At 59.5% G+C, this 24,822-nt stretch carries 21 protein-coding genes; 14 read left to right on the forward strand and 7 right to left on the reverse strand.

Annotated features, from left to right (window positions below; all coding sequences use genetic code 11):
* Positions 1-203 precede the first annotated feature (203 nt).
* Together RIB87_RS00210 and RIB87_RS00215 are read left to right on the forward strand one after the other, a co-directional pair.
* Entirely contained in the window at positions 204-1,694 is a 1,491-nt protein-coding gene (locus RIB87_RS00210) for a leucyl aminopeptidase (protein ID WP_350142298.1), read from the forward strand.
* On the forward strand, positions 1,694-2,143 hold the full coding sequence (locus tag RIB87_RS00215; RefSeq protein WP_350142299.1) for a DNA polymerase III subunit chi: 450 nt from the start codon (positions 1,694-1,696) through the stop codon (positions 2,141-2,143). The genes RIB87_RS00210 and RIB87_RS00215 overlap by 1 nt, the downstream gene beginning before the upstream one ends.
* Positions 2,144-2,150: 7 nt before the next feature.
* Here RIB87_RS00215 and RIB87_RS00220 read toward each other — a convergent pair whose 3' ends face one another.
* Positions 2,151-4,103 (reverse strand): ABC-F family ATP-binding cassette domain-containing protein, encoded by a 1,953-nt coding sequence (locus RIB87_RS00220; protein ID WP_350142300.1) that lies wholly within the window; start codon positions 4,101-4,103, stop codon positions 2,151-2,153.
* Positions 4,104-4,350: 247 nt separating this feature from the next.
* Between RIB87_RS00220 and ndk the strand changes: the two genes are divergently transcribed.
* On the forward strand, positions 4,351-4,773 hold the full coding sequence (gene ndk / locus RIB87_RS00225) for a nucleoside-diphosphate kinase (RefSeq protein ID WP_350142301.1): 423 nt from the start codon (positions 4,351-4,353) through the stop codon (positions 4,771-4,773).
* 8 nt (positions 4,774-4,781) lie between these two features.
* Here ndk and purN read toward each other — a convergent pair whose 3' ends face one another.
* Together purN and purM are read right to left on the reverse strand one after the other, a co-directional pair.
* Positions 4,782-5,435, reverse strand: a complete 654-nt coding sequence (gene purN / locus RIB87_RS00230) for a phosphoribosylglycinamide formyltransferase (RefSeq protein ID WP_350142302.1) — start codon at positions 5,433-5,435, stop codon at positions 4,782-4,784.
* Positions 5,432-6,481, reverse strand: coding sequence for a phosphoribosylformylglycinamidine cyclo-ligase (gene purM / locus RIB87_RS00235; protein WP_350142303.1), 1,050 nt, complete (start codon positions 6,479-6,481; stop codon positions 5,432-5,434). Before purM ends, purN begins: the two co-directional genes overlap by 4 nt.
* A 278-nt stretch (positions 6,482-6,759) precedes the next feature.
* On the opposite strand from purM, the gene RIB87_RS00240 reads away from it, so the two are divergent.
* From RIB87_RS00240 to RIB87_RS00265, 6 genes are all read left to right on the forward strand, one after another.
* On the forward strand, positions 6,760-8,016 hold the full coding sequence (locus RIB87_RS00240; protein ID WP_350142304.1) for a DUF2066 domain-containing protein: 1,257 nt from the start codon (positions 6,760-6,762) through the stop codon (positions 8,014-8,016).
* Positions 8,013-8,663, forward strand: a complete 651-nt coding sequence (locus RIB87_RS00245) for a CDP-alcohol phosphatidyltransferase family protein (protein WP_350142305.1) — start codon at positions 8,013-8,015, stop codon at positions 8,661-8,663. The genes RIB87_RS00240 and RIB87_RS00245 overlap by 4 nt, the downstream gene beginning before the upstream one ends.
* A complete protein-coding gene (locus RIB87_RS00250) occupies positions 8,660-9,757 on the forward strand; it encodes an AI-2E family transporter (protein ID WP_350142306.1) in 1,098 nt (365 codons plus the stop codon). The genes RIB87_RS00245 and RIB87_RS00250 overlap by 4 nt, the downstream gene beginning before the upstream one ends.
* Entirely contained in the window at positions 9,754-10,431 is a 678-nt protein-coding gene (locus RIB87_RS00255; protein WP_350142307.1) for a P-loop NTPase family protein, read from the forward strand. The genes RIB87_RS00250 and RIB87_RS00255 overlap by 4 nt, the downstream gene beginning before the upstream one ends.
* 152 nt (positions 10,432-10,583) lie before the next feature.
* Complete coding sequence (locus RIB87_RS00260) at positions 10,584-12,815, forward strand: RNA degradosome polyphosphate kinase (RefSeq protein WP_502943184.1); 2,232 nt, start codon at positions 10,584-10,586, stop codon at positions 12,813-12,815.
* Between the two features lie 73 nt (positions 12,816-12,888).
* Positions 12,889-14,418 carry a Ppx/GppA phosphatase family protein gene (locus RIB87_RS00265; RefSeq protein ID WP_350142308.1) on the forward strand — a complete coding sequence of 510 codons (1,530 nt, stop codon included), beginning with the start codon at positions 12,889-12,891 and terminating at the stop codon, positions 14,416-14,418.
* A 15-nt stretch (positions 14,419-14,433) separates the two neighbouring features.
* Here RIB87_RS00265 and rnd read toward each other — a convergent pair whose 3' ends face one another.
* The gene (rnd, locus tag RIB87_RS00270; RefSeq protein WP_350142309.1) at positions 14,434-15,603 is read right to left on the reverse strand and encodes a ribonuclease D; all 1,170 of its coding nucleotides are present in this window, start codon (positions 15,601-15,603) and stop codon (positions 14,434-14,436) included.
* A gap of 194 nt (positions 15,604-15,797) precedes the next feature.
* On the opposite strand from rnd, the gene aspS reads away from it, so the two are divergent.
* Complete coding sequence (gene aspS, locus RIB87_RS00275) at positions 15,798-17,582, forward strand: aspartate--tRNA ligase (protein ID WP_350142310.1); 1,785 nt, start codon at positions 15,798-15,800, stop codon at positions 17,580-17,582.
* A 139-nt stretch (positions 17,583-17,721) separates the two neighbouring features.
* Here the strand turns inward: aspS and RIB87_RS00280 are convergent, their stop codons facing one another.
* Positions 17,722-20,454, reverse strand: coding sequence for a ribonucleotide reductase barrel domain-containing protein (locus RIB87_RS00280; protein ID WP_350142311.1), 2,733 nt, complete (start codon positions 20,452-20,454; stop codon positions 17,722-17,724).
* Between the two features lie 324 nt (positions 20,455-20,778).
* Here RIB87_RS00280 and RIB87_RS00285 point away from each other — a divergent pair, with 324 nt between their 5' ends.
* The 4 genes from RIB87_RS00285 to RIB87_RS00300 all read left to right on the forward strand — a co-directional run bounded on the left by RIB87_RS00285 (position 20,779) and on the right by RIB87_RS00300 (position 22,807).
* Positions 20,779-21,294 carry a response regulator gene (locus RIB87_RS00285; RefSeq protein ID WP_350142312.1) on the forward strand — a complete coding sequence of 172 codons (516 nt, stop codon included), beginning with the start codon at positions 20,779-20,781 and terminating at the stop codon, positions 21,292-21,294.
* A 135-nt stretch (positions 21,295-21,429) separates the two neighbouring features.
* Positions 21,430-21,810: an NADH:ubiquinone oxidoreductase subunit NDUFA12 gene (locus tag RIB87_RS00290; protein ID WP_350142313.1), complete on the forward strand. Its 381-nt coding sequence runs from the start codon at positions 21,430-21,432 to the stop codon at positions 21,808-21,810.
* A 53-nt stretch (positions 21,811-21,863) separates the two neighbouring features.
* Positions 21,864-22,319 (forward strand): outer membrane lipid asymmetry maintenance protein MlaD, encoded by a 456-nt coding sequence (gene mlaD / locus RIB87_RS00295; RefSeq protein WP_350142314.1) that lies wholly within the window; start codon positions 21,864-21,866, stop codon positions 22,317-22,319.
* Entirely contained in the window at positions 22,316-22,807 is a 492-nt protein-coding gene (locus RIB87_RS00300; protein WP_350142315.1) for a DUF2155 domain-containing protein, read from the forward strand. Before mlaD ends, RIB87_RS00300 begins: the two co-directional genes overlap by 4 nt.
* Here RIB87_RS00300 and aat read toward each other — a convergent pair.
* Both aat and accC read right to left on the reverse strand, forming a co-directional pair.
* Entirely contained in the window at positions 22,744-23,400 is a 657-nt protein-coding gene (gene aat / locus RIB87_RS00305; RefSeq protein ID WP_350142316.1) for a leucyl/phenylalanyl-tRNA--protein transferase, read from the reverse strand. The genes RIB87_RS00300 and aat overlap by 64 nt on opposite strands.
* 67 nt (positions 23,401-23,467) lie before the next feature.
* Positions 23,468-24,808 carry an acetyl-CoA carboxylase biotin carboxylase subunit gene (gene accC, locus RIB87_RS00310; protein ID WP_350142317.1) on the reverse strand — a complete coding sequence of 447 codons (1,341 nt, stop codon included), beginning with the start codon at positions 24,806-24,808 and terminating at the stop codon, positions 23,468-23,470.
* Positions 24,809-24,822: the final 14 nt, after the last annotated feature.

Here is a 24,822-nt window from a genome sequence, read left to right on the forward strand (position 1 = left end):
AGGCAATACCGCATTTTGACGGTTTGGCGAAGCCCCGCAGCATGTGATATTTGGCCAAACACAACACTTTTTGGGCATCTCAGGGGCCAATCAGGATACAGTTAACGGAAAGCAGGGCATTTGCACTTTTAGAACAGGGTAGTTCCCGCCTCACAAATACACCTTCCGGCACTCATCCCTCTGGCATTTCTAAGGAATATCTGATGAACGTGACTATCTCCGGCAGCACGCTGCCTAAATCAGGCGTCTTGATTCTGCTGGCGGTTGAGGGTGCCAAGTTGCTGGCATCCGCAAAATCCGTTGATGACGCCACCGGAGGCGGTGTTGCTGCAGCCATAAAGGCTGCTGGCTTCAAGGGCAAAAGCGGCCAGGTGCTGGATATGGTGGCCCCGCAGGGCGTGGGTCTGTCGCGCATTTTTGTTGTCGGGCTGGGCGGCGCCAAGTCGCTCAAGGTTCAAGCCCTTGAGACGGCTGCCGGAAACATGGTGGCGCGCGCCAACGCGCAGCGCATCAAGCAGGTGGCCATCGCCGCTGACCCGATCGCCGACAGTGACATCGCCGATGCCGACATTGCAGCGCATCTGGCCATGGGGGCCATGCTCGCCGCCTATCGGTTCGACGGCTACCAGACCAAACTGAAGCCCGACCAAAAACCTTCTCTTTCCAAAGTGGCTGTCCACACCAAGGCGATGGCCGCGGCCAAAAGGAAATGGGATGTGCTGTCAGCCATCGCGCAGGGCGTCTATCTCGCCCGCGACCTGGTGAACGAGCCGCCAAACATTCTTTATCCCGCAAGCTACGCCAAACGCTGCAGGGCGCTGACATCCCATGGCCTCAAGGTCGAGGTGCTGGGTGAAAAACAGATGGAAAAACTCGGCATGGGGTCTTTGCTGGGCGTGGGGCAAGGCTCCGTGCGCGAAAGCCAGCTCGTCATCATGCGGTGGGACGGGGGTGCGCCTAAAACAAAGCCGATAGCATTTGTCGGCAAGGGCGTGACGTTTGATACCGGTGGCATTTCCCTCAAGCCCGGCGCGGGCATGGAAGATATGAAAGGCGACATGGGTGGGTCCGCCGCTGTGACGGGCACCATGCTGGCGCTGGCCGCCCGCAAGGCCAGGGTCAATGCGGTTGGCGTCATTGGCCTTGTTGAAAACATGCCGGACGCGGGTGCTCAGCGCCCCGGCGATATCGTCACCTCCATGTCGGGCCAGACCATTGAAATCCAGAACACCGATGCCGAAGGCCGCCTCGTGCTGGCGGACGCCCTTTGGTACACGCAGGATCGCTTCAAACCGAAGTTCATGATCGATCTTGCCACGCTCACCGGCGCCATTCTGGTGGCGCTGGGTGAGGAACATGCGGGTCTCTTCTCCGATAACGATAAGCTGAGCGAGCAACTGCTTGAGGCCGGCAAGGCAACGGGGGAAACCCTGTGGCGTCTGCCCATGGGCGAGGCGTATGACAAGCTCATCAAGTCCAAGTTCGCTGACATGCGCAATATTGGCGGACGCAACGCAGGGTCCATTACCGCCGCGCAGTTCCTTGCGCGCTTCACCAATGGTGTGCCCTGGGCGCACCTGGATATTGCGGGCACCGCCTGGCAGTCCGGCAGCAAACCGACGTCACCGTCATGGGGTACAGGCTGGGGAGTGCGGCTGCTTGATCGTCTCGTTGCAGACAATTTCGAGCGCTGATGGCTGAGCTGCTTTTCTATCATCTGGAACGCTCATCGCTTGAAAAAGTGCTGCCGCAGCTTCTGGAAAAAACCCTTGAGCGTGGCTGGAAAGCTGTCGTGCGTACCGGCTCGTCCGAACGCGCCCAGTCGCTTGACGCCCACCTGTGGACCTACAGCGACGATGCATTCCTGCCCCACGGCCTGAGCGGTGGCGGTAACGATGCTGACCAGCCGGTGCTGCTGACAACCGGCGAGGATAACCCGGCAGCCGCCAATGTGTTATTCGCGGTGGATGGTGCCGACATCGCCGGTGCGCAGACCTATCAGCGCTGCGTGTTGATGTTTGACGGTGGCGATGCTGAGGCGGTGAACGCTGCACGCGGTCACTGGAAAGCCGGCAAGGAAGCAGGCCACGACACTACCTACTGGCAGCAGTCAGCCGCAGGCAAATGGGAAAAGAAAGCCTGAGAGCCCGCTAGCTGTCATCCAGCTCCGCGACGGCACTTTCGTATTTCTGCATCAGCTTCAGCCATCGCGCTTCGGCCTTTTCCAGTCGGGTGCCGAGTTCACCGCGTGCGCGCGAAATGAGGTCGGCCTTTTTAGGGTCACGCTCAAACAGGCTGCCGTCAGCCAGTACCGCATCCATTTTGGCAATCTTTTCTTCGATTTCCAGAATGGCGTGTTCGGCGTCGTCAGCCTCCTTTTTGAGCGGTGCAATGCCCGCCCGCTGCTTCGCGGATGACTTGCGTGCATCCTTGCCGCGTGACGCATCAGGCTCGCTCTCCCTGCGTGCGTCTGTCTGTGCGGTATCCAGCGACGACGTGCCGCCAGCCGCTGGCCCGCCGGGCCGCCCGCGCTGGCTTAGCAACAGACGGCGATAGTCATCCATGTCGCCGTCATAGCTTTCGACCCGACCGTTGTGCACAAGCCACAACCTGTCCGCGCAAGATTCAATCAGGTGCTGGTCATGGCTGATGAGAATGACCGCGCCGGGATACTCGTTGATGGCGTTCACCAACTGGTCGCGCCCCTGCATGTCCAGATGGTTTGTCGGCTCATCAAGCACCAGCATGTGCGGCTTGTCATAGGTGGCGATGGCCAGCAGCAGCCGGGCTTTCTCGCCGCCAGACAAATTGCCGACTTTCACATTTGCCCGCTCACCCGAAAATCCGATGGCCCCGACACGCGCCCGGACGGCAGCATCTGTGACCTCGCCAAACTTCTCCATCAAAAGGCGCATGTTCTGGTAGGGCGTCAGCCCCTCGGCCAACTCATCCACCTGATGCTGCGCGAAATAGCCGATGCGCAGTCTTGGCGAGCGCCGCAGCCCGCCGGTCTGTTGCTTGAGCCGCGCCGTGACCAGCTTGGCAAAGGTGGATTTGCCGTTGCCGTTGGCCCCCAGCAGCGCAATGCGGTCGTCCTGATCTATCCGCAATGTCAGGTTTGACAGCACCGGCGGGTTGTCGCCATAGCCAACCGCGGCATCCTGCATGGTAATGATCGGCGGCGGCAGCAGATCATCCGGGCCGGGCAGGGAGATGGGCGCGGACAATTCGTCCGACAAAATGTCCGGCAGTTCGAGCTTCGACAGCGCTTTCAGGCGGCTTTGCGCCTGCCGTGCCTTGGACGCCTTGGCACGAAAGCGTTCAACAAACGCTTCCATGTGCTTGCGCTTTGCATCCACCTTTTTGCGTAACGCCAGATTATGCGCCTGCTGCTCGGCTTTGAGACGCTGAAACCTCTCGAAATTGCCGGGGTAATAAGACAGCCGCTGATGCTCCACGTGCAAAATGCCGCTTGCCACCTGATCCAGCAGATCGCGGTCATGGCTCACCACCAGCAGCGTACGCGGATATTTGCGCAGATAATCAACCAGCCAGATCGCCCCTTCGAGGTCCAGATAGTTGGTGGGTTCATCAAGCAGCAAAAGATCCGGCTGAGTGAACAGCAAGGAGGCCAACGCCACCCGCATCCGCCAACCGCCGGAAAAATCGCTGGTAGGGCGAGCCTGGTCTTCGTCGGAGAAGCCCAGGCCAGCCAGAATGGACGCCGCACGCGCCGGGGCGCTGTGGCTTTCAATGTCTGCAAGGCGCATATGCACCTCGGCAATGCGCTGCGGATCAGTGGCCGTTTCAGCCTCCGCCAATAGCTCCAGTCGCTCGGTATCGGCTTCCAGCACCGTGTCGAGCAGGCTGGTGCTGCTGGCAGGCGCTTCCTGTTCAACGCCGCCGATGCGCCAGTTCTTGGGCACGGAGATGCTGCCCTGGTCGGCTGCAAGGTCGCCATTGATGAGGGCGAAAAGCGTGGATTTACCCACCCCATTGCGGCCCACAACACCCACATGCTTGCCCTCCGGAATGCCGGCGGTGGCATCACGCAGCAACACCCGCTCGCCGATGCGGTAGGTCAGATCGTTGATTTGCAACATGGCGGCGGCAGGCCTCAATCGGGTTTGGCGATGGCAGGTCGGCGGATGGCGGATCGGTGGTTGCGGTGGGTGCGCCCGCGCGGCTATAACCCGCTCCAATTCAGCCCCGCGGGGCCTCCTTGAACCCGACCTTCTACGCTTCCCGTCTCAAAAGTCCACAGCGCCCAAGGCAAGGCTGCGTTGCGGTGGCAGGAAAGCGACACAACAACCCCGATCAAGCCACGTCCAGCGAAAGGCACTTACCCCTATGGCTCTTGAACGCACGTTTTCCATCGTCAAACCCGATGCCACCAAGCGCAATATCACCGGCAAGGTGATTGACCGTCTCGAATCAGCAGGCCTGCGTGTCATCGCGTCCAAGCGTCTGCATTTGTCCAAGGCACAGGCTGAGGGCTTTTATGCAGTTCACAAAGAGCGCCCGTTCTTCAATGACCTTGTGTCATTCATGACATCCGGCCCGGTCATTGTGCAGGTGCTTGAAGGTGAAAACGCCGTGGCCAAGAACCGCGAAGTGATGGGTGCGACCAACCCCAAGGACGCCGCGCCCGGCACCATCCGCGCCGACTTTGCGGAAAGCATTGAGGCCAATTCCGTACACGGATCAGATGCGCCCGAAACAGCCGCAGAAGAAATCAAGTATTTTTTCAAGGACGACGAAATCGTCGGCTGAACCACTGTTTAGAGTGGTGGCGAAATAAGGGGCGGGCACTTGGTGTCCGTCCCTTTTTCGTGCGCCTGGCCGGCCTCCGGACCGTCGAACGACGCGCGCCCCTCACAGATCAGTCGTACGGCATGGGGATAAAGTACATGTTCGGCTGCCAGAATGCGGTCAGCCAGGGCCTCAGCGGTATCCCCGGGCACAACCGGCACTGCTGCCTGCGCCACGATTGGCCCACTATCCATTTCGGGCGTCACGTAATGCACCGTGCAGCCTGACAGTGTGACCCCCGCATCAAGCGCACGCTGATGCACATCACGGCCCTTGAAAGCGGGCAGAAGCGATGGATGAATATTTATCATCTTGCCGCGCCAGCCATTTACGAAGCCATCTGTCAGCAGCCGCATGAACCCGGCCAGGCAGACCAGATCAACATTTTCCCGGCGCAAGACCGTATCAAGGGCGGCATCGAACGCCGCCCGGTCATCGTATTTTTTGTGGTCGATCACCAGCGTGGCAATGCCTGCTTTTTTGGCAAGCGCCAGGCCCGCAGCGCCGGGGCGGTTGGCAATAACAATGGTGATCTCCGCCGGAAATGCTGTATCGGCACACGCGGCAATCAACGCGGATAGGTTGCTGCCGCGACCGGAAATAAGCACCGCCAGCTTCTTCATGAGGCCGCGAGCACACCGATGGGCCGTGCTGCGATGCCTGTGTCGCCAAGCGCTGCAACCAGGGCGTCGGCGGTGTCTCCGGGAGATGTTATTGCCACCATGCCAATGCCGCAGTTGAACGTACGGCGCATCTCGCCGTCGCTCATGCCGCCCAGAGATTGCAGCCAGCCAAACACCGGCGGCAAATCCCACGAGGCATAGTCGATGTCCGAACGCAGATGGTCAGGCAGCACGCGAGGGATGTTTTCACTAAACCCGCCGCCGGTAATGTGCGCCAGCGCCTTGATGTGACCGGCGCGGATAGAGGGCAAAAGCTGCGTCACATAGAGCTGCGTCGGTGTCAGCAGGGCCTCGCCAAGTGTTGCGGCGGGCGTATCAAATGGTGCCGGAGCTTCAAGTCTTGCGCCATGGTCGCCAATCAGCCGGCGCACCAACGAAAATCCGTTGGAGTGCAGGCCGCTGGACGATAGCCCCACAATCACGTCGCCAGGGGCCATGTCAGTGCGCGGCAGGAGTGTGCCGCGCTCAGCCGCGCCCACGGCAAAGCCCGCAAGATCAAAATCGTCGCCTGCATACATGCCAGGCATCTCAGCGGTTTCGCCGCCAATCAATGCGCAGCCCGATTGCATGCAGCCCTGCGCAATGCCGGAAATCACCTGGGCTGCGGCATCCACATCAAGATGGCCCGTGGCAAAATAATCGAGGAAAAAAAGCGGCTCGGCTCCCTGCACCACAAGGTCGTTGACGCACATGGCCACAAGATCAATCCCGACCGTGTTGAGAATGCCCGTATCGATTGCGAGCCGCAGCTTGGTTCCCACGCCGTCATTGGCGGCAACAAGCACCGGGTCTTTGAAACCGGCAGCCTTCAGGTCAAACAGCCCGCCGAACCCGCCAAGGTCACTGTCAGCCCCTGAGCGCCGCGTGGCCTTCGCCATGGGCGCGATGCGGCGCACCAGTTCGTTACCCGCATCAATATCCACGCCGGCATCCGCATAGGTGATGCCGTTTTTCCTGTCAGCCGTGCCGCTGCTTTCGCGCGCCATGAAACCCTCTTGGTGGTCCGTGTTGACGGATCGCGCACATGTCAATCCGTTGTTTAGCCTGTTATTTTTTCGCCGCAATCCGCTGGTTGGCTGAAGAGGCTGTTGCGCTCAGGTCAGCGCGCGCCTAAACGAGCCCAAAGGTCATCAGAATGCAAGCCCGTGTGCCCTACAATCGGGCCATGTGCAGCCGGCCTGACCGCGGCGTATTGAGGGCGGACGGGCAGGGGCCACGGGTGCTATAGTCTGTCGATCAGCACGCCAGATAACGGGAGACACTATTGGTACAGCACGCAAAGCGCCTTTTAAGCGCCCTTGGGGTTCTCTTGGTGTGCATCGGCGGCGCAGCAACGGCAGCGTCGGCGCAGGGTTCATCTGACGTTTATACGGTCACCGGCGTGTCCGTTGATGCGACGGGGGCGGATGCCGAACAGGCGCGTTCTGTGGCACTGGCCGACGCCCGCATCAAGGCCTCCGATGAGGTGCTTCGGCGGTTCACGCTATATGAGGACTGGCCGCGCCTGCCGGAACTGGATGCACAAACCGCAGAACTTCTTGTTGCCGGTATCGGTGTGGCCAACGAGCGGGCCTCCGCCACCCGCTATATTGCTGACGTCACCGCCCGCCTGAACCCGCAGGCCGTGCGAGACCATCTTCGCCGCACCGGAGTGCGCTTCACCGAAAATCAGGCCGCGCCATCGCTGCTGCTGCCGGTGCTCGATACGCCCGGCGTGCGTGTGTTGTTTGACGAACCCAACCCGTGGCGTGCGGCCTGGGAGCAGACCGGCCTCGCCAATTCGCTGGTGCCCATCTCGTTGCCGCTGGGTGACCTGCAGGACTTTTCTGCGATTGATGCTGGCTCTGCCATCACCGCCGACTGGCCCGCCGTCGCGCAAATCGCCGCGCGTTACAACGTGGAGCAGGTGCTGGTCGCCCATGCCCGCGGCGACGAGACCGGCCAACTTGAAGTAACGCTGCATCGTGTCACACCAACGGGCAGCGAATCGACGGTACGCACTTTTTCAGGCGCCACTGTTGAAGAAGCCGCTGCCGCCGGCGCCGAAGGCATCCGTAATTCACTGATTGCAAGCTGGAAAACTCAAAACGCAGTGGCTTTTGGGTTAGAGCAGATTGTGTCTGCCTCTGTTGAGTTCACATCGCTGGCTGAATGGGCGGCAATACGCAGTCGGCTGAACGCCGCCTCCATCGTTCAGGGGCTTGACGTTGTGGCCATGTCACCGCGTGGCGCGCAAATCAATCTGCGGGTCGCAGGCCCGATGCCAGCGCTCGCGGCCAACCTCAGCCAACGCCAGATTAGGCTGGTTGAAGAGGCTGGCTTCTGGACCATTACAGTGGCGACAGCTATGACCACGCCGCAGGCAGATGTGCGCCCTGACGCAGCGGCGCCGGTTTCAGGCGGCAATGCAAATACGGCCCCTGTCCCGCGTCCATCGCCCGCTGCGGGTGGAGATTTACCCGCAGATGAAGCCACCGCTGACCGGCTTACACGTCAGAATATCGGGTCGCAGGCTCCGTGAGTTTCCTACCTAACCTCATTACGATCGGACGGCTTATTCTTGTTCCGGTCATTATTTTCCTGATCGGGGCACAGCAGTTTGAAGCAGCCTTCTGGGTGTTTGTCGCTGCAGGCATTTCGGATGGTGTGGATGGTTTCATTGCCAAGCGTTTTGGCTATGTGACAACACTTGGCACCTATCTGGACCCGGTCGCCGACAAAGCCCTGCTGGTGTCAATTTTCGTGTCGCTGGGTATGCAGGAGGTCATCCCCAACTGGCTGGTGATTGTCGTTGTCAGCCGCGACATTCTGATTGTCGGCGCGGTGCTGATGTCCTGGCTCATCGGCTTTGCGGTCACCATGCGGCCCCTGATGATCAGCAAGGTCAACACCACCGTGCAAATCGGATATGCCGCTTTTGTGCTGGCTGTGCTCGGATTCGACTTCCAGATCGCGCTGGGCGCGGCACTTGTCATGGCCGCTTATCTCACAGGTATGACCACCGTTTTGTCGGGGGCCAGCTATCTGGTGGACTGGGTACGCGAAGTAAGTGCCTGGGAAACCGAGGAGAGCCATGACAAGGACACGCCGGGTTCAGTGCCGCAGCCCCGGCCTGAACTCAAACGACCCGAGATCAAGCACCCGGAGCACAAGGAAACGCAGTCATGACCCTGGGTCGCCAGGCACTTATCTGGTTTGTGGTGGCGCTCATCTTTGGCGTCATTCTGTTCACGCTGAGCGGTATCATGCTTCCCTTCGTGGCGGGCATGGCCGTTGCCTATTTTCTGGACCCCATAGCCGACAGACTCGAAAGCTGGGGCCTGAGCCGCTTTGCTGCCACCAGTGTCATCACCATTGTCGGTCTGTTGGTGTTCTTGCTGGCCCTGGTGCTGCTGCTGCCGGTGTTGCAGGAACAGATCTTGCGTTTTATCGAGCGTGCGCCGGGCTATGCAGAGCAGATACGTTTGCTGTTCGCACAGTTTCTTGAAGGCCGGATCGGGCAATTCATTTCAGGCGTTGACGCGGATTCCCGCGCTGCTCTCACCGACATTGCCAAGGCCGCAGCCGGATGGGCCGGCCGCGTCATTCAGGGAGCACTGAGCGGCGGCCTTGCCTTCATCAGTTTCCTGTCGCTGGTTTTCGTAACGCCTATCGTTGCATTCTACATGCTGTTGGACTGGGACCGCATGATGACACGGGTGGATGGCTGGCTGCCCCGCGACCATGCACCCACCGTGCGAAAGCTGGCCGCTGAAATAGACGACATGCTGTCGGGTTTCGTGCGCGGTCAGGTGACGGTGTGTCTTGTACTGGGCACGTTTTACGCAACTGCCCTGAGCCTTCTGGGCCTTGAGTTCGGCCTTGTGGTTGGACTTGTCGCGGGGCTTATCAGTTTTATTCCGTTTGTCGGCGCGACGGTGGGGCTTGTGGTGTCCGTGACACTGGCGCTTATACAGTTCTGGCCGGACCCCATCATGATCGGTGCCGTCGCCGCGGTGTTTCTGGCAGGTCAGGCGTTGGAAGGTAATGTGCTGACACCGTGGCTGGTGGGTTCGCGGGTGCGGCTGCATCCGGTGTGGGTCATCTTTGCGTTGTTTGCATTCGGCGCGATCTTTGGCTTTGTCGGTGTGCTGCTGGCCCTGCCACTGGCTGCGATGATTGGCGTGCTCGCCCGTTTTGGCATCGGTGAGTACATGAAAAGCAATCTGTACCGCGGCACCTCCAGCCAAAAAGGGGCCGACGAGCCCGGACCCAAACCGTGAGTAACGACACACCGAATAATGACGGCCCGCAAATGCCGCTACCTCTGACGCACCGCATCGCGCGCGGTCGCGAGGCTTTTTTGGTGTCGCAGTCAAATGCCATGGCTGTGGCATGGATTGATAAATGGCCTGAGTGGCCGCAGCCGCTGCTGGTGCTTGCAGGCCCCCAGGGCAGCGGCAAATCGCATCTGGCCGATGTGTGGCGCACCAGAGCCAATGCCCTGATTGGTGAGGCCGCAGACCTTACGGGCGCTGCTGTGCCGGCGTTGTTGCAGGCTGACGCGCTGGTGCTGGAGAATATCCACCGCACGCGCGACCACGCGGCTCTTTTTCACCTGCTCAATTTCGCCCGCGAAAACACCAAGGCGCTGCTGCTGACCAGCGCCCGCACCACCCATACCTTGGGGTTCCCGCTTGCTGACCTTGCATCGCGCCTGAATGCAGCGCCACAGGCGGTTCTGGAGGAGCCCGATGATGCGCTGCTCATACAGCTCATCGCCAAACTGTTTGACGAGCGCGGTGTGCATGTTGGTGCCGATATGATCGATTACATAATCAAGCGGATCGACAGGTCTGCCGCGGCCGCCCGCGACGCCGTTGAGCGCATCGACAGGCATGCGCTCAGCCACACAAAACGCCTGAATATTGGTGTTCTGCGCGAGGTTCTGGCCTAATGGCGCATCAGACTGCGCACACATTTTCCGCAGAACGCGTGCGCCATGTCATTGATCCGTCATGACTTGATGCGAAGGCTGGGATAGCTTCAGTAAAACGAGACTTTCCAGCCGTTATCTGCACACAGTTCTGACTGACAGGGCCCATAAAAATGTCTGACGCACAGCCAACCGAAATCCATAGCCAGCCGGCGGATGACCAGCCGAAAGATGACATGCCGGAACAGCAACGCATTGCCGCCGACTCAAAGGACCGGTTCATAAATCGGGAATTGTCATGGTTGGCCTTTAACGGGCGTGTGATGGAGGAAAGTGGCAACACCAGCCATCCGCTGCTGGAGCGCCTGCGCTTTTTGTCGATCTCAGCATCCAACCTGGATGAGTTCTACATGGTGCGCGTGGCAGGTCTGCACGGTCAGGTGCAGGCAGGTGTGGATACGCTGAGCCAGGAAGGGCTTACAGCCGCCCAGCAGCTTGAGCAGGTCAACGCCGCAGCCGGCATTCTCATGCGCTCGCAGCAGGAAGGCTGGCAGCAGCTTCTGGTGGATTTGGCCGCGACCGGCATCGAAGTGGTGGATGAAAAAACGCTGCGCCCCTCGGAGCGGGATTGGCTGGAAACGTTTTTCCTTGAGGAAGTTTTCCCGGTGCTGACGCCGCTCGCCGTTGACCCCGCGCACCCCTTTCCCTTCATCCCCAATCTTGGAATATCCATGGCGCTTGATCTGCAACGCAACGCAGATGGTCGCAGGCTTTCAGCGTTGCTGCCGATCCCGGCAAAGATAGCGCGTTTTGTGCGGCTGCCGGATACGCCAGACGGATCAGGCGATAGCGCAGGCGCAGGCATTCGCTTCATTACCCTTGAAAACATCATCGGGCTTTTTTCCGGCCGACTGTTTCCCGGCTATGAAGTGATGGGCTCCGGCGTATTCCGTGTTATCCGCGACAGCGACCTGGAAATCGAAGAAGAAGCCGAAGATCTGGTGCGGCTCTTTGAAAGCGCACTCAAGCGCCGTCGTCGGGGCAATGTGGTACGCCTCAAAATTGCCAGCGACATGCCCGAAAGTCTGCGGCGGATGGTCATCTCTGAGCTCGAAGTGAGTGCCCGTGACGTCATTTTGGTGGATGGACTTGTGGGGCTGGCCTCTACGTCGCAGCTCATTGTAGATGACCGGCCGGACCTCAAGTTTGAACCTTACAACGCCCGTTTCCCTGAGCGCATCCGCGACCATGGCGGTGATTGCTTCGCTGCGATCCGCCAGAAGGACATTCTGGTTCATCACCCCTACGAGTCGTTCGATGTCGTGGTACAGTTTGTGCGGCAGGCGGCAGCGGACCCTGACGTGGTGGCAATCAAGCAAACGCTGTATCGCACCTCCGCGGACAGCCCGATTGTCCGTGCCCTGATTGAAGCTGCCGAAGCCGGTAAGTCGGTGACCGCACTCGTGGAGCTGAAAGCGCGTTTTGATGAAGCTGCCAACATCAAGCTGGCCCGCGATCTTGAGCGCGCAGGTGTGCAGGTTGTGTATGGCTTCATTGAGTTCAAAACCCACGCGAAGCTGTCACTTGTAGTGCGGCGGGAGGGTGGTGACCTGCGCACCTACTGCCACTTTGGCACCGGCAATTATCACCCGATTACCGCGAAGATTTACACCGACCTGTCGCTGTTCACGTCAGACCCCGTGCTGGCACGCGATGCGGCGCAGGCGTTCAATTACATCACGGGCTACGCCGAGCCCATCGGCCTCAAAAAATTATGTCTGTCGCCGCTTATTCTGCGTGACAGGCTGATCGAGGACATCGAAGGCGAGATCGCCAATGTTGAAGCTGGCCGCCCTGGCGCTGTATGGGCAAAAATGAACTCGCTGGTGGACGCGTCGATAATTGATGCGCTGTATCGCGCCAGCCAGGCAGGCGTAAAGGTGGAGCTGGTAATTCGCGGCATCTGCTGCCTGCGCCCTGGCGTGCCCGGCCTGTCGGACAACATCGCCGTGAAAAGCATCGTCGGTCGCTTCCTGGAGCATTCGCGCATTGTGTGTTTCGGCAATGGCGGCGCGCTGCCCAACCCGAAGGCAAAAATCTATATTTCTTCGGCGGACTGGATGCCGCGCAATCTGTATCGCCGGGTTGAAACGCTCGTGCCGGTGGAAAACCCGACCGTGCACGAACAAATCCTCGACCAGATTATGGTTGCCAATCTGGAAGACACACAGCAAAGCTGGGATCTTATGGCGGACGGTTCCTATGTCCGAACGGTGCTTGAACCTGACCAGAAGCCGTTTAATGCACACCAGTATTTCATGACCAACCCCAGCCTTTCGGGCCGTGGCAAGGCATTGGAAGAAAGCCTGCCCAGACACTTTCGCTTCCGCACATCACCACAGTGACACATCAACCCAGTGAAATGGCGCATTGATTAGGTTATGAGTGTGACGGGAGACCAATAGCGGTGCCGAATAATTGACGCCAATCGCCCTCAATCTTCGCGAAACACCTGACCTCAGTCAGGGCGTCGGTATTATTGATATCGGCTCCAACTCCGTGCGCCTTGTGGTCTATGCCGACCATCGCCGTACACCGTTTCCCATCTTCAACGAAAAAGTGCTGTGCGGTCTTGGCCGCACCATTGGCACGACAGGTGCTCTGGACCCGGAGGGCATCGACAAGGCCCTTGCGGCGCTGGCCCGATTTCGCGGACTTACCAGCGCTCTGGGTATTACCAATCTTGATGTAGTGGCAACGGCAGCGGCGCGCGAGGCATCCAACGGGGCGCAATTTATCGAGCGCGCAGAAAATGCATGCGGCGTTCGTATTGCCATCCTGTCGGGTCAGGACGAGGCGCACTATGCGGCGGAAGGTGTTGCCGCCGGTTTTCCGGATGCGGACGGTATGGTGGGCGACCTTGGCGGGGGGAGCCTCGAACTGGTCGAGATTGCTAATGGCCGTCATGGCGAAGGCACAACACTCCCCGTTGGCCCCTTGCGATTGATAGATCTGTCGGGCGGGGACATTGCCAAGGCGCGCGATCTGGTTACCAAGGCGTTTGATGAAGCAAAATGGCTGGCCGACAGCAATCCCAAGGCATTTTATGCGGTTGGCGGAAACTGGCGCAATCTGGCGCGGATGCATATGGCGGGTACGGATTATCCGCTCAGGGTGCTGCAGGCCTATACGATGCGCAAACGAGCTGCCTTGGAGCTCTCCCAACTCGTTTCAGCCCAAAGCCGAAAGTCGCTTGAACATGTGCCTGATGTTTCGCGCCGACGGCTTGAAACTCTTCCATTTGCAGCGCTTGTGCTTGAGCAGGTTTTGCAGATTGCCCAGCCCGCAACTGTGGTCGTTTCAGCCTATGGCGTGCGCGAGGGTCTGTTGTATTCGCGTCTCTCCCCGGAAGAGCGTCGCGTTGACCCCTTGATAAGTTGGGCAGAGCGCACAGGCGCCCGGCTCGGCCGTTTTACTGAGCACGGTGAGGAACTGAAACGGTTTACGGCTCCGTTGTTCAAGACCGGTCTTTTGGCTGCCGCCGATACAGACGAGCAGCGCCTGCACCACGCTGCGTGCCACCTCAGCGATATCGGCTGGCGTATTCACCCCGACTACCGCTCACAGCATGTGATGTTGGAAATCCTGCGCGCGCCGGTTTCAGGTATTGACCATCCCGGCCGCGTCTATTTGAGCCTCGCAGTCGCAAACCGCTATCGGTCGGGTCTTGAAGATACATCGAACGACCGGGTGATTGCCCTTCTGGACAGCGACAAGGCGCGCCGCGCCACGGCGTTGGGGCTGGCGCTGCGCCTGGCGCACACATTGTCTGCGGGCGCACCGCGATTGGTTGAGGGCTTCAGGCTCAAGGTGGAAGAAACCCGCCTGACACTGCAAGTGCCGTCCGGCAAGCGCACTTTGTTGGGCGAAGTTGTTGTCAAGCGGCTTACCGGTCTGGCCCGTGTGCTCGGGCTTGAAGCTGATGTCGAGATTTCCGACATTCCTTAGCCTGGATCTGTATCGCTACCCGGTTGCATCCTGCGCCACACGCACCGGCTTAATCATCTGGTTCTCAATCGAGAGCGACAGCCGCCCGTGCTTCAGATCCAGGGCATCCTTGCCAAAAATCTCGCGCCGCCAGCCGCGAAGGGCGGATACGTCTGCATTGTCGTCTGCGGCAATGCGCTCAAGGTCAGCCACGTTGCAGATCAGCTTTTGCGCAACATCATGTGCTTCGCATTTGTATTTCAGCAGCACTTTCAACAATTCCACCGTCGGGCCCAGACCCTGCGGCAGTTGCTCCGGTGCGTCCGGCATTTTGATGTCACCCGGTGGCATTGCGAGGCCGCGTTTAACAGCATCAAACAGCCCCTTTGCGTGGCGGCTCTGGCCAAACCCGCGCGGCACGGCACGCAACTGGCTAAGGGCATCAGGCGTGGTGGGGGCCTGAGTTGCCACTTCCTGAATTGCGTCATCTTTCATGATGCGCCCGCGCGGCATGTTACGGTTTTGCGCTTCACGCTCACGCCACGCCGCTGCTTCCATCAGTACGGCGACAGTTTTTTTGTTGCGGTTCCGCAGCTTGAGGCGTTTCCACGCGTCTTCGGGCTGCACTTCATAGGTCGCCGGATTCTGCAAAATGGCCATTTCCTCGGCCACCCACTGCGCGCGTTCAGACTTGGTGATGCGTTTGGCCAGTGCCTCATACACTTGCCGCAAATGGGTTACGTCGGCGGCCGCATAGCGAACCTGTTTGTCTGTGAGCGGACGGCGGCTCCAGTCCGTGAACCGTGATGACTTATCCACCTGCTCGCCGGTGATTTTCTTGACGATGTTCTCGTAGCCGACGGAATCTCCAAAGCCGCACACCATCGCTGCTACCTGTGTATCAAACAGCGGGTCGGGCAGGGTCTGCGCCTCGTGCCAGAAAATCTCGATGTCCTGGCGTGCGGCGTGAAACACCTTGATGACAGCCGTATTAGCCATCAACCCGTAAAATGCTGCCAGATCAATGCCATCCGCCAGCGGGTCAATGATCAGTGCGTCACCCTTAGGGGCCGCTACCTGAATAAGGCAGAGCACCGGCCAATAAGTGGAATCCCGCAGGAACTCCGTATCGACGGTCACAAACGGTTCGGTTGCGAGCTTGGCGCAGGCAGCCTCTAGCGCTGCCGTGGTGGTGATAATATCCATGTCCTGCCTGCTATAGCGCAAAGCCGGGCGGCTTGTCGCTATCCGTGTTGGGTCCACCGCCGCATGGTTGAAAAGGTCCGCGAATCTTGACAACACCCGGCGGCCTATGCGCTTCTCCGCGCGCCGGTGGGCATGATATGCGTATTGCTCTGTCGGCGCCCTGCGCCCTGCTGATTCATAAGGCTTTTTCCACCATGACCCGTTACCGCTCTCACACTTGCGGCGCCCTGCGCGCCAGCGATGTTGGCACGACTGTTCGGCTGTCAGGCTGGGTCAACCGCGTGCGAGACCATGGCGGCTTGTTGTTTGTTGACCTGCGCGACCATTACGGCCTGACCCAATGTGTGGTGGACCCCGACAGTCCGGCCTTTGCCGACGTCGACAGACTGCGTGCTGAATGGGTGGTGACGATTGACGGCGACGTCATCGCCCGCTCCGAAGACACCGTAAACGACAAGCTACCCACAGGCGCTATCGAAGTTCGCATTACCTCTGTTGAGGTGCAGTCAGAAGCGCAGGAACTGCCCCTGCCGGTATTTGGCGATCTTGATTACCCCGAAGAAACCCGCCTGCGGTATCGCTTTTTGGATTTGCGCCGTGAGCGCCTGCACCAAAACATCGTGCTGCGGTCCCGCATTATCGCGGACCTGCGCCGCCGCATGACGCAAGCAGGATTTGGTGAATACCAAACGCCGATCCTCACCGCCTCGTCGCCCGAAGGCGCGCGCGACTTTCTGGTGCCAAGTCGGATGCATCCCGGCCAGTTTTACGCGCTGCCTCAGGCACCCCAGCAGTTCAAGCAGCTTATTATGGTGGCAGGCTTCGACAGGTATTTTCAGATCGCCCCGTGCTTCCGCGATGAAGATGCCCGCGCCGACCGCTCGCCGGGCGAGTTCTACCAGCTCGACATTGAAATGAGCTTTGTCGAGCAGGAAGACATTTTTCAGGCCGTGGAACCCATTCTTCGCGATGTGTTTGTCGAGTTCGGCAATGGCCGCAGCGTGACGGAAAAGTTTCCGCGTATTCCGTATGCGGAGTCGATGCGTAAATACGGCTCCGACAAACCCGACCTGCGCAACCCGATTGAAATGTCGGACGCAACCGACACCTTCCGCGATTCAGGATTCAAGGTTTTTGCGGGGCAGATTGCTGCCGACGACAAAGTACGGGTCTGGGCCATTCCCGCGCCGGGCGGCGGTAGTCGCGCATTTTGCGACCGGATGAACGCCTGGGCGCAAAAAGAAGGTCAGCCCGGCCTTGGCTACATTTTCTTCCGCGAAGAAGAAGGTACGGTTGTCGGTGCAGGACCGCTGGCGAAGAACATTGGCCCAGAACGCACGGAGGCTCTTCGGCAGTCTTTGGAGCTTGGCGACGGCGACGCGGTGTTCTTCACCTGTGGTATCCCGTCGAAGTTCGTGGATTTCGCCGGGCAGGCGCGCCAGCACATCGGCATTGAGCTGGACCTGATCGACGAAACAAAGTTCGAGTTCTGCTGGATCGTCGATTTCCCGATGTACGAATGGGACGACGCCAACAAGAAAATCGACTTCTCGCACAACCCGTTTTCGATGCCTCAGGGTGGCCTCGAGGCACTTGAAACCAAAGACCCGTTAGAGATCAACGGTTACCAGTATGACATTGTGTGCAACGGTATTGAGTTGTCGTCCGGCGCAATCAGAAATCACAAGCCTGAAATCATGATGAAGGCCTTTGAAATTGCGGGCTACGGGCCGGACGTGGTGGAGGAAAAGTTCGGCGGCATGTTGAATGCATTCCGCTACGGCGCGCCGCCCCACGGCGGCATTGCGCCCGGCATCGACCGCATTGTCATGCTGCTTGCGGGCGAGGAAAACCTGCGCGAAGTGACCATGTTCCCGATGAACCAGCAGGCGCAGGATTTGATGATGGGTGCCCCGGCGCCTGCCAGCGCCCACCAGATGCGTGAACTGCATATACGCTCGACGGCCCCCAAAGAATAACCCGCGCCGCGCTACAAAAGCGCTGGACAGAGAAAAGGGCTCCTCGCCGTGAGGAGCCCTTTAGTCGTCTTGGGGGTATCATTTTTTATGTGAACAACCGCGCTTGGGGGGCTTGGCTCCTCACGCCTTCTTACATGGGCTATTCCTCCCGGTGCCGGCCGGTAACGCTGGGGGGCGCAAGGGCCGGGCTGCCGGAAGCCGGTGAAGGCCGGGCGGCGATACGCGCCACTCCCTGCCTGATGGGGGGTGACGGACGCAGCGTTTGAAGCCTCGCTGTCCGCATGGTGTCTGGTGGCAGGAGACCTGCATCGTTTGCGTTCTCAGCATCGCGCAGGGCCTGCGATGCACTTGCAAGATACGTGGCGGCGATGGTGCGCATGGCCTCTGCCTGAGTGACGGGGTCCAAAACATCCGCATACGCCTCAAGCGGTACGCCATGATGCAGACCAACGCAGATTGCTGCTGCAACCTCGTCGTTGATACCAATTGCAGTTGTTGGAGACGATGTTTGAGAGGGCGGGGCGTTGGGAACTTCAACGTCGTCAATATACAGCTCCACAGACTCCATAATATCGTCGTAGGTCAGCGCTTCCGTTGGGTCCGTGCCATCACGGTTGATGCAGATTGAGGTAAGCCCGAACTCCTCCGCATCCTGATAAAGGGCTGCAAAATCAGCCATTGCCGTATCCTGTGGCACCTGTAGATCCAGCGACAGCCCGTTGGTGACGAAGGGCTGCACGGCATGGGCCATGTGTAGTCTGTCGCGCGCCGACACACACCGTGTGCCGATCTGACCAAGCGGCTGTGCGCAGTCAAAAACCGGCAACTGCTCAAGCGGCAAGTCACGCGCACCTTCCAGCGTCAGCGCGCCGCAGCAGTAGTAGTTGGCGTGCTCAACGTCCCATTCTGAAAAGCCAAGCCGCGCCAGAATGTCGTCATCGTCTTCAAGAATATGGTCCCAACCCAGTACATAGGGCGTGAAGGCCGCCCGGACATTTCCCGCCGTTGCCAGCGCATGTTCGGTCGCCTCAATGTCCTCGTCGGTAAAGCCGCGCTCGCGCAAAAGGTCATGGTTGACCCCAGGGGCCCCTACAAGCGAGCCGTGGCCAACGATGTGGTCGATCAGCCGGTCAATGGTATTGTCATCGTGATGCAGGGCACGCAGCGCTGCCGGTACGGCAGGTGACACAGTCTTGTAGATCGCGCTGCCGTCAAACTCAGGCGTCAGCCGCTGATAGCGCACCAGTGTGCGCATTGGCGCAATGCCATCCCCTTGTGTTCCCAACAACCTTGCGGCTGTGGTATCGGCAGCGACGCCAGTCAGGCCGAGGTTACGCAGGCCATGAGATTTCATTTTGGCTTTGGCGCGGCCAAATAGTGTGCGCGCCGCGTCCAGTATGTACGCCTGCTGTGTGGTCAGCGGATAAAGCGGCTGTGGTGTGTGCGCCAGACCGTGATATCCGGTGCTTTGGCCCAGAAGCGCCCGCTCCATATTGCGCGCAAAACGCCACGCCTTGTCTGCTGATGCACCGAATGCCGGGAAGGGCGATATCTGCCCGGCAAGTTCGGCTGACGTGGCAAGGCTTGTGGCTGTAACGAGCGCGCACAGGCTGGCAACCATCGCCCGCCCTTCGTCCGACCCATAGGCAAGGCCAAAGCTCATAACCAGCGGTGCAGCATTGGTGACTGTTAGTGCAAGAGACCTTTGCTCATCTGCCTTTGATTGTTCTTCGTAAGTCAGATCAAGCGCGATTGTCAGCAGGCGGACGGTATTGACCAGCGCATCAATATCAATGCCGCTTTCGCTACCCGCCGCCACGAATGCTGAAAGGTCCAGTGTGGCTGTGGGATCTGTACGGCCATTGTGGGCACACATTGATACGTGTGCGTTGGCGTCAAAGATTACAGGCCCGGCATCACCCATATAGCTTGCTGCCGTCTGCGCCGCCAAAGCCTCCCCGTCCCGTGTGGAAAGGGACTGGCTGATCACATCAGTGGGGGCGAGTGCCGTCCAGATGTCGGAGTCGGCATCAAGATGGGTATCACGATCATCGTCGGCGGGAATGCCTGCCATGGCAGCGTCCAGCAGTCGCTGCGCGCCGGTTGCGGGCAGGCCCATCCGTTGTGCGGCCTCGAGTGCCTCGTGTAGCGCCGTGTTTTCCGACAGAGGGGATTTCGCCGAGCAGTCACTATTCAGTGCGGCTGCGATCTGGCTGCGGATGGTATTCATCATGGCGCGGCCCATGGCGAGCGCAGCCGCATCCTCGCGGTACGCAAACCCGTGACAGGCAGCGGAACCGTCAGGCAAATCTGCGGGGGCCGGCGGCGTACCTACACGCCCATACGCCCAGCCAAGGCCGACGGTCTGCCACAGGTCAGCCGAAAATGTCGCCCGCCGCTGGAGGAGACACGCGCGCAGTTCGTCGTGAAAGACCAGGGCATCTGTCTCGCTGGAAAAATATCCGGCGTCCCAACCCGCGCGGGCAAGAGCGCCCGCCACGCGGTCCAGCGTGCTGCGGATATCTGTCTCGGCTGTCGTGTCGAAGTGGCCATCAATGTCTGCCATCGGGCGATAGCGCCGAAGCGCCTGCGGCACCTTGGCCTCCCGAACACGGCGGCGGGCCACCGGCGCGCCGTCAGCAAGGGCTGCATGGTGGGCAAACGCCGCTGTAACGCTGGCAGGCCAGGCGCAAGGCGCTGTGAAGCGATGGTCCGCGCCATCCACTTCATAGTCGTCGGCCTTACCAACTGAGTGCTGGCGAAATGCCACACGGTCGTAGGGGCCGCCCTCATACAGGCCAAAAGACTCGCCCCGGGACGACCCGCGCGAATGCTGTGTGTCCGGCCCCGTGAAAAAGCGGTGAATGCGCATGGTCTGCCCCCAACGACCAACCGGAAATGACTCGTCCGGCCCAAAACACCACATAATGTAGCGCTGGTAATCTGGTTAACAAAATATGGGGGCAGGAGAGGTTTGTGGTCAAGGTCTGGGCGCTGCTTGTCGGCCTTTATCCCCAACTTTCGGATTTCCCGGAAAGCCGCAAAAACGTCAGCAGCGTTAAACAGTCATAAGGCGATTCGGGCCAATATGCTTGCCGGAGGCTCCAGATGGTCAAGAGATGGGGCATTGAACACGGTCAAGCCGTGGCGCTGTCCTGTGCGCCGACCAGACGAAAAATGGGTGGAGAAGGCAAGAATGCCTGCGAGCAAAGACCAAGCGAAGCAGATACTCGGCGACGTCAGCATGGTCGTCATTGACGACAATGCCAACACACTGAAGCTTCTGCGCGAACTGTTGCAGGCTTTTGGCGTGGATGACCTTCGCCTGGCGGCGGACGCGCAGACCGGCCTTGAGATGGTGAATTTCAAAGCGCCGGATATGATCCTGTGTGACTGGCATATGGTGCCAATGGACGGGATCGCTTTTCTCAAGCGCCTGCGCCACCGGGACAACGCGGCAGGATGCAGGGTTCCCGCCATAATGCTCACTGCGCACACCAAGCCGGAAGTGGTCAAAGCCTCCATGGACGCTGGTGCCAATCATTTTGTTGCCAAGCCGATTGTGCCGGCAAACCTGCTCAAACGCATTCAGTGGGTCAGTGCAGACCCGCGCGCGTTTGTGCTTGAAGGTGACCACTATGTGTTGCGCGAAGCCCCCGCCGCGGTTGCTGCAGCGACTGCCTCCAAAGCAGAAGAAATCTGGGAAATCTAGGCTATTTGGCTCTCCATTTTAGCTAAAACCGAGGCTGGACGCTGTGCCCGGCACGGTGCCATATTGCGTTCACGCTTGGCCTGCCGTGATTTGCGGTCCAAGTCCCTGATTTTTTGATACGGCGGCGGAAACGGCATGTGGTTCAGACAGATTTTTTCGTGGTGGAACGGTCAGACCTACGGCACCCGCCTGTGGACATGGCGACGCGGTGAATTGGCTGGCGAAGACAGTCAGGGAAATCTGTATTACCGCGATCGCAAAAATCCCAAACGGCGGTGGGTCATCTACAACGGCCTTGTTGAAGCGTCCCGCGTGCCGCCTGAGTGGCACGGCTGGTTGCACCAGACCGTTGATGAAGTCCCAGCCGAGGCCGCCTACAAGCCTCGCGACTGGGAAAAGCCGCATATGCCTAACCTGACCGGATCACAGCAGGCATATCGCCCGGCTGGCTCACTGATTACCGGCACCCCGCGCGCCAGAACGGCGGGTGATTACGAGGCCTGGAAACCTGAATAAGACACCGCCTTGCCGCACCTGACTTGCGGCATCTAACCCCAAGGACACACGACATGCAGTCTTCGATTGTTGAGACCCTGACCGGAGCCGCCGTGATCCTCATCGCGGGTGTATTTCTGTTTTTTGCCTATACAGCGACCGATTCAGGCAGCCGCGCCGGATATGAACTCACCATAGACTTTGACCGCATCGACGGTCTTGCCATGGGCGGCGATGTGCGCATGTCAGGCATCAAGATCGGCACGGTGGTAGATCAGGTACTTGATCCCAAAACCTATATTGCGCGCGTCACAATTTCAGTTGCGCAGGACGTTGCACTCCCCGAAGACACAAGTGCAAAGATCACGTCGGAAGGTCTATTGGGCGGTTCTTACATTGCGCTGACACCTGGCGGTGCCGAAGACATGCTGGCCGATGGTGACGAGATCATGTTTGCCCAGGGCTCGATCGACCTGATCGGACTGGTCAGCCAGGCGGTATTCAGTGCAGGCGGGAGCGACGACGAGTGAACCTGTCGCTTTTCCCGTCACGTATAGCCCCCGCCAGCTTTTTTGCGGCACTCACTTTGCTCGTGCAAGGCACAGCGCTTGCGCAGGGTGCCGACACAGACGCCCAAGCCGCCAACCCCGCCGCGCCCGCGGTGGTTGAGATTGAGCGCAAGCCCGACACAGCTCACATCATGGGCCTCAACAAAATCACCGCCCGCACACACCCGATGACCGTCAAAATTGATGAGTCTCTGCGTTTTGGCACGCTTGGCATTATTGTGCGCGCCTGTGAAAAAGCCCGCCCCGAGGACCCGCCCAAGACGATAGGCTTCTTTGAAATCCGCGAATACCCGGTAAACGAGGAGCTTACTGAGGAGCCTGAGCCTATTTTCAGCGGCTGGATGCTGGCGTCATCGCCGGGCCTTAACGCCCTTGAACACCCGGTCTATGACGTGTGGCTCAAGGACTGCAGTATTTCCTCCGGACCTGCGTCGGCGGCCAGTGAATAAAAATCCGCCGGCACCTCAATGGCGTCGGCAAGCCGCTCGCGGTATTCACTGCGCGGTATCTCCACAGCGCCGAACTGCGCCAGATGATCCGTTACAAACTGCGTATCAAGCAGTGTGAACCCACCGCGTCTGAGCCGCGCCAGCAGATGCACAAGCGCCACCTTGCTGGCATCCGTCGCCCGCGAAAACATGCTTTCACCGAAAAACGCGGCCCCCAGCGAGACGCCATACAGACCACCAACAAGCACGCCGTCCTTCCAGCACTCGACTGAATGTGCCGCCCCGCGCGCGTTAAGTTCGCAATACAGATCGACTATCCTGTCATTGATCCATGTGCCTGAACGGCCCGGTGCGGGTGTTGCGCAGGCCGCCATAGTGGCGCGAAACGCAGTATCAACCGTCACGTCATAGGGGCGTTGGCGGATGGTGCGTTTGAGCTTGCGCGGCACATGAAAGCTGTCGAGCGGCAGAATGCCCCGCTCGGTCGGGTCCACCCAGTACAGCGAAGGGTCATCACGGGATTCGCCCATGGGAAAAACCCCATAGGCGTAGGCGCGCAGCAAAATGTCCGCGGTGATTTCGTCGTCTTCCATGAAGCAACTGACCTGGCTGACCCAACTGATCCTGCTGCATGCGTTTAGGTGCGCATGTCAGGCTGGCTTAGCGCAGCCCCAAAAACTGCTCAAGCCAGTGAATGTGATAGTCGCCTGACTTGATGTCGTCTTCCTTTACCAGCCGGTCAAACAGCGGAATGGTAGTGTCAATGCCGCCAATCACAAACTCACGCAAGGCGCGCTGAAGTCGTGCCAGACATTCCTGCCGGTCGTCGCCGTAAATAATCAGCTTGCCAATCATGCTGTCGTAGTAGGGGGGAATACGATAGCCGGAATAGGCTGCTGAATCGATGCGCACCCCAAGTCCGCCAGGCGTATGAAAATCAGTGATGGTGCCCGGCGAGGGCGTGAAAGTCTCAGGGTGCTCGGCGTTGATGCGGCACTCAATGGCGTGACCCGTCATCACCACATCTTCCTGTCTGATGCTCAGCGGCTTGCCCGCTGCAATGCGGATCTGCTCTCGCACAAGGTCAATACCCGTCACCATTTCAGTAACCGGATGCTCAACCTGCAAGCGGGTGTTCATTTCGATAAAGAAGAACTCGCCGTCTTCATACAAGAACTCAATGGTGCCCGCGCCCAAATAGCCAAGATCGCGAATAGCCGTCGCCACAGTCTCGCCAATGCGCGTGCGTTCTTCAGGTGTGATGGCCGGAGAGGGCGATTCTTCCAGCACTTTCTGGTGACGCCGCTGCAACGAGCAATCCCGCTCGCCCAGGTGAATGGCGTTGCCGTGGGCATCGCCCAGCACCTGGATTTCTATGTGACGCGGCTTGGCCAGATAGCGCTCCATATAGAGCGAATCATCGCCGAAGGCTGCTTTCGATTCGGCGCGTGCTGTTGACACTGCGGCATCCAGTTCGGCGCGCGAACGTGCCACTTTCATGCCGCGTCCACCACCACCGGCGGCAGCCTTTATAAGCACAGGGTAGCCCACCTGCTCTGCAACTGCCGCTGCTGCTGCTGCATCCGTGATGGCGCCGTCCGAACCGGGCACCACCGGAATGCCCAGCGCTTTTACTGTCTGCTTGGCAGCAATCTTGTCGCCCATAACACGGATATGATCCGCCTTGGGACCAATGAACGTGATGCCGTGTTCTTCAACGATGGATACAAAGTTCGCGTTTTCCGACAGGAACCCATAGCCGGGATGAATTGCATCTGCTCCGGTAATTTCTGCGGCCGAGATGATCGCCGGGATATTGAGATAGCTCTCTGATGCGGGCGCCGGACCAATGCACACACTTTCATCTGCCAGCCGCACATGCATCGCGTCGGCATCCGCGGTGGAATGCACAGCGACAGTGGCAATGCCAAGCTCGGTGCAGGCGCGTTGAATGCGCAGGGCAATCTCGCCGCGATTGGCTATGAGAACTTTTTTGAACATCTTGCCGTCCCGCA

Origin of the sequence: Pyruvatibacter sp., assembly GCF_040219635.1 — a bacterium.
Classification (GTDB): Bacteria; Pseudomonadota; Alphaproteobacteria; order CGMCC-115125; family CGMCC-115125; genus Pyruvatibacter.

Bases quoted from the DNA above. Each gene is read 5' to 3' on its own strand.
- rnd (WP_350142309.1), bottom strand. From the start codon at position 15,603: ATGGATATTATCACCACCACGGCAGCGCTAGAGGCTGCCTGCGCCAAG.
- RIB87_RS00215 (WP_350142299.1), top strand. From the start codon at position 1,694: ATGGCTGAGCTGCTTTTCTATCATCTGGAACGCTCATCGCTTGAAAAA.
- RIB87_RS00285 (WP_350142312.1), top strand. From the start codon at position 20,779: ATGCCTGCGAGCAAAGACCAAGCGAAGCAGATACTCGGCGACGTCAGC.
- RIB87_RS00210 (WP_350142298.1), top strand. From the start codon at position 204: ATGAACGTGACTATCTCCGGCAGCACGCTGCCTAAATCAGGCGTCTTG.
- RIB87_RS00280 (WP_350142311.1), bottom strand. From the start codon at position 20,454: ATGCGCATTCACCGCTTTTTCACGGGGCCGGACACACAGCATTCGCGC.
- aat (WP_350142316.1), bottom strand. From the start codon at position 23,400: ATGGAAGACGACGAAATCACCGCGGACATTTTGCTGCGCGCCTACGCC.
- aspS (WP_350142310.1), top strand. From the start codon at position 15,798: ATGACCCGTTACCGCTCTCACACTTGCGGCGCCCTGCGCGCCAGCGAT.
- mlaD (WP_350142314.1), top strand. From the start codon at position 21,864: ATGCAGTCTTCGATTGTTGAGACCCTGACCGGAGCCGCCGTGATCCTC.
- RIB87_RS00220 (WP_350142300.1), bottom strand. From the start codon at position 4,103: ATGTTGCAAATCAACGATCTGACCTACCGCATCGGCGAGCGGGTGTTG.
- RIB87_RS00250 (WP_350142306.1), top strand. From the start codon at position 8,660: ATGACCCTGGGTCGCCAGGCACTTATCTGGTTTGTGGTGGCGCTCATC.
- ndk (WP_350142301.1), top strand. From the start codon at position 4,351: ATGGCTCTTGAACGCACGTTTTCCATCGTCAAACCCGATGCCACCAAG.
- RIB87_RS00260 (WP_502943184.1), top strand. From the start codon at position 10,584: ATGTCTGACGCACAGCCAACCGAAATCCATAGCCAGCCGGCGGATGAC.
- accC (WP_350142317.1), bottom strand. From the start codon at position 24,808: ATGTTCAAAAAAGTTCTCATAGCCAATCGCGGCGAGATTGCCCTGCGC.
- purM (WP_350142303.1), bottom strand. From the start codon at position 6,481: ATGGCGCGCGAAAGCAGCGGCACGGCTGACAGGAAAAACGGCATCACC.
- purN (WP_350142302.1), bottom strand. From the start codon at position 5,435: ATGAAGAAGCTGGCGGTGCTTATTTCCGGTCGCGGCAGCAACCTATCC.
- RIB87_RS00290 (WP_350142313.1), top strand. From the start codon at position 21,430: ATGTGGTTCAGACAGATTTTTTCGTGGTGGAACGGTCAGACCTACGGC.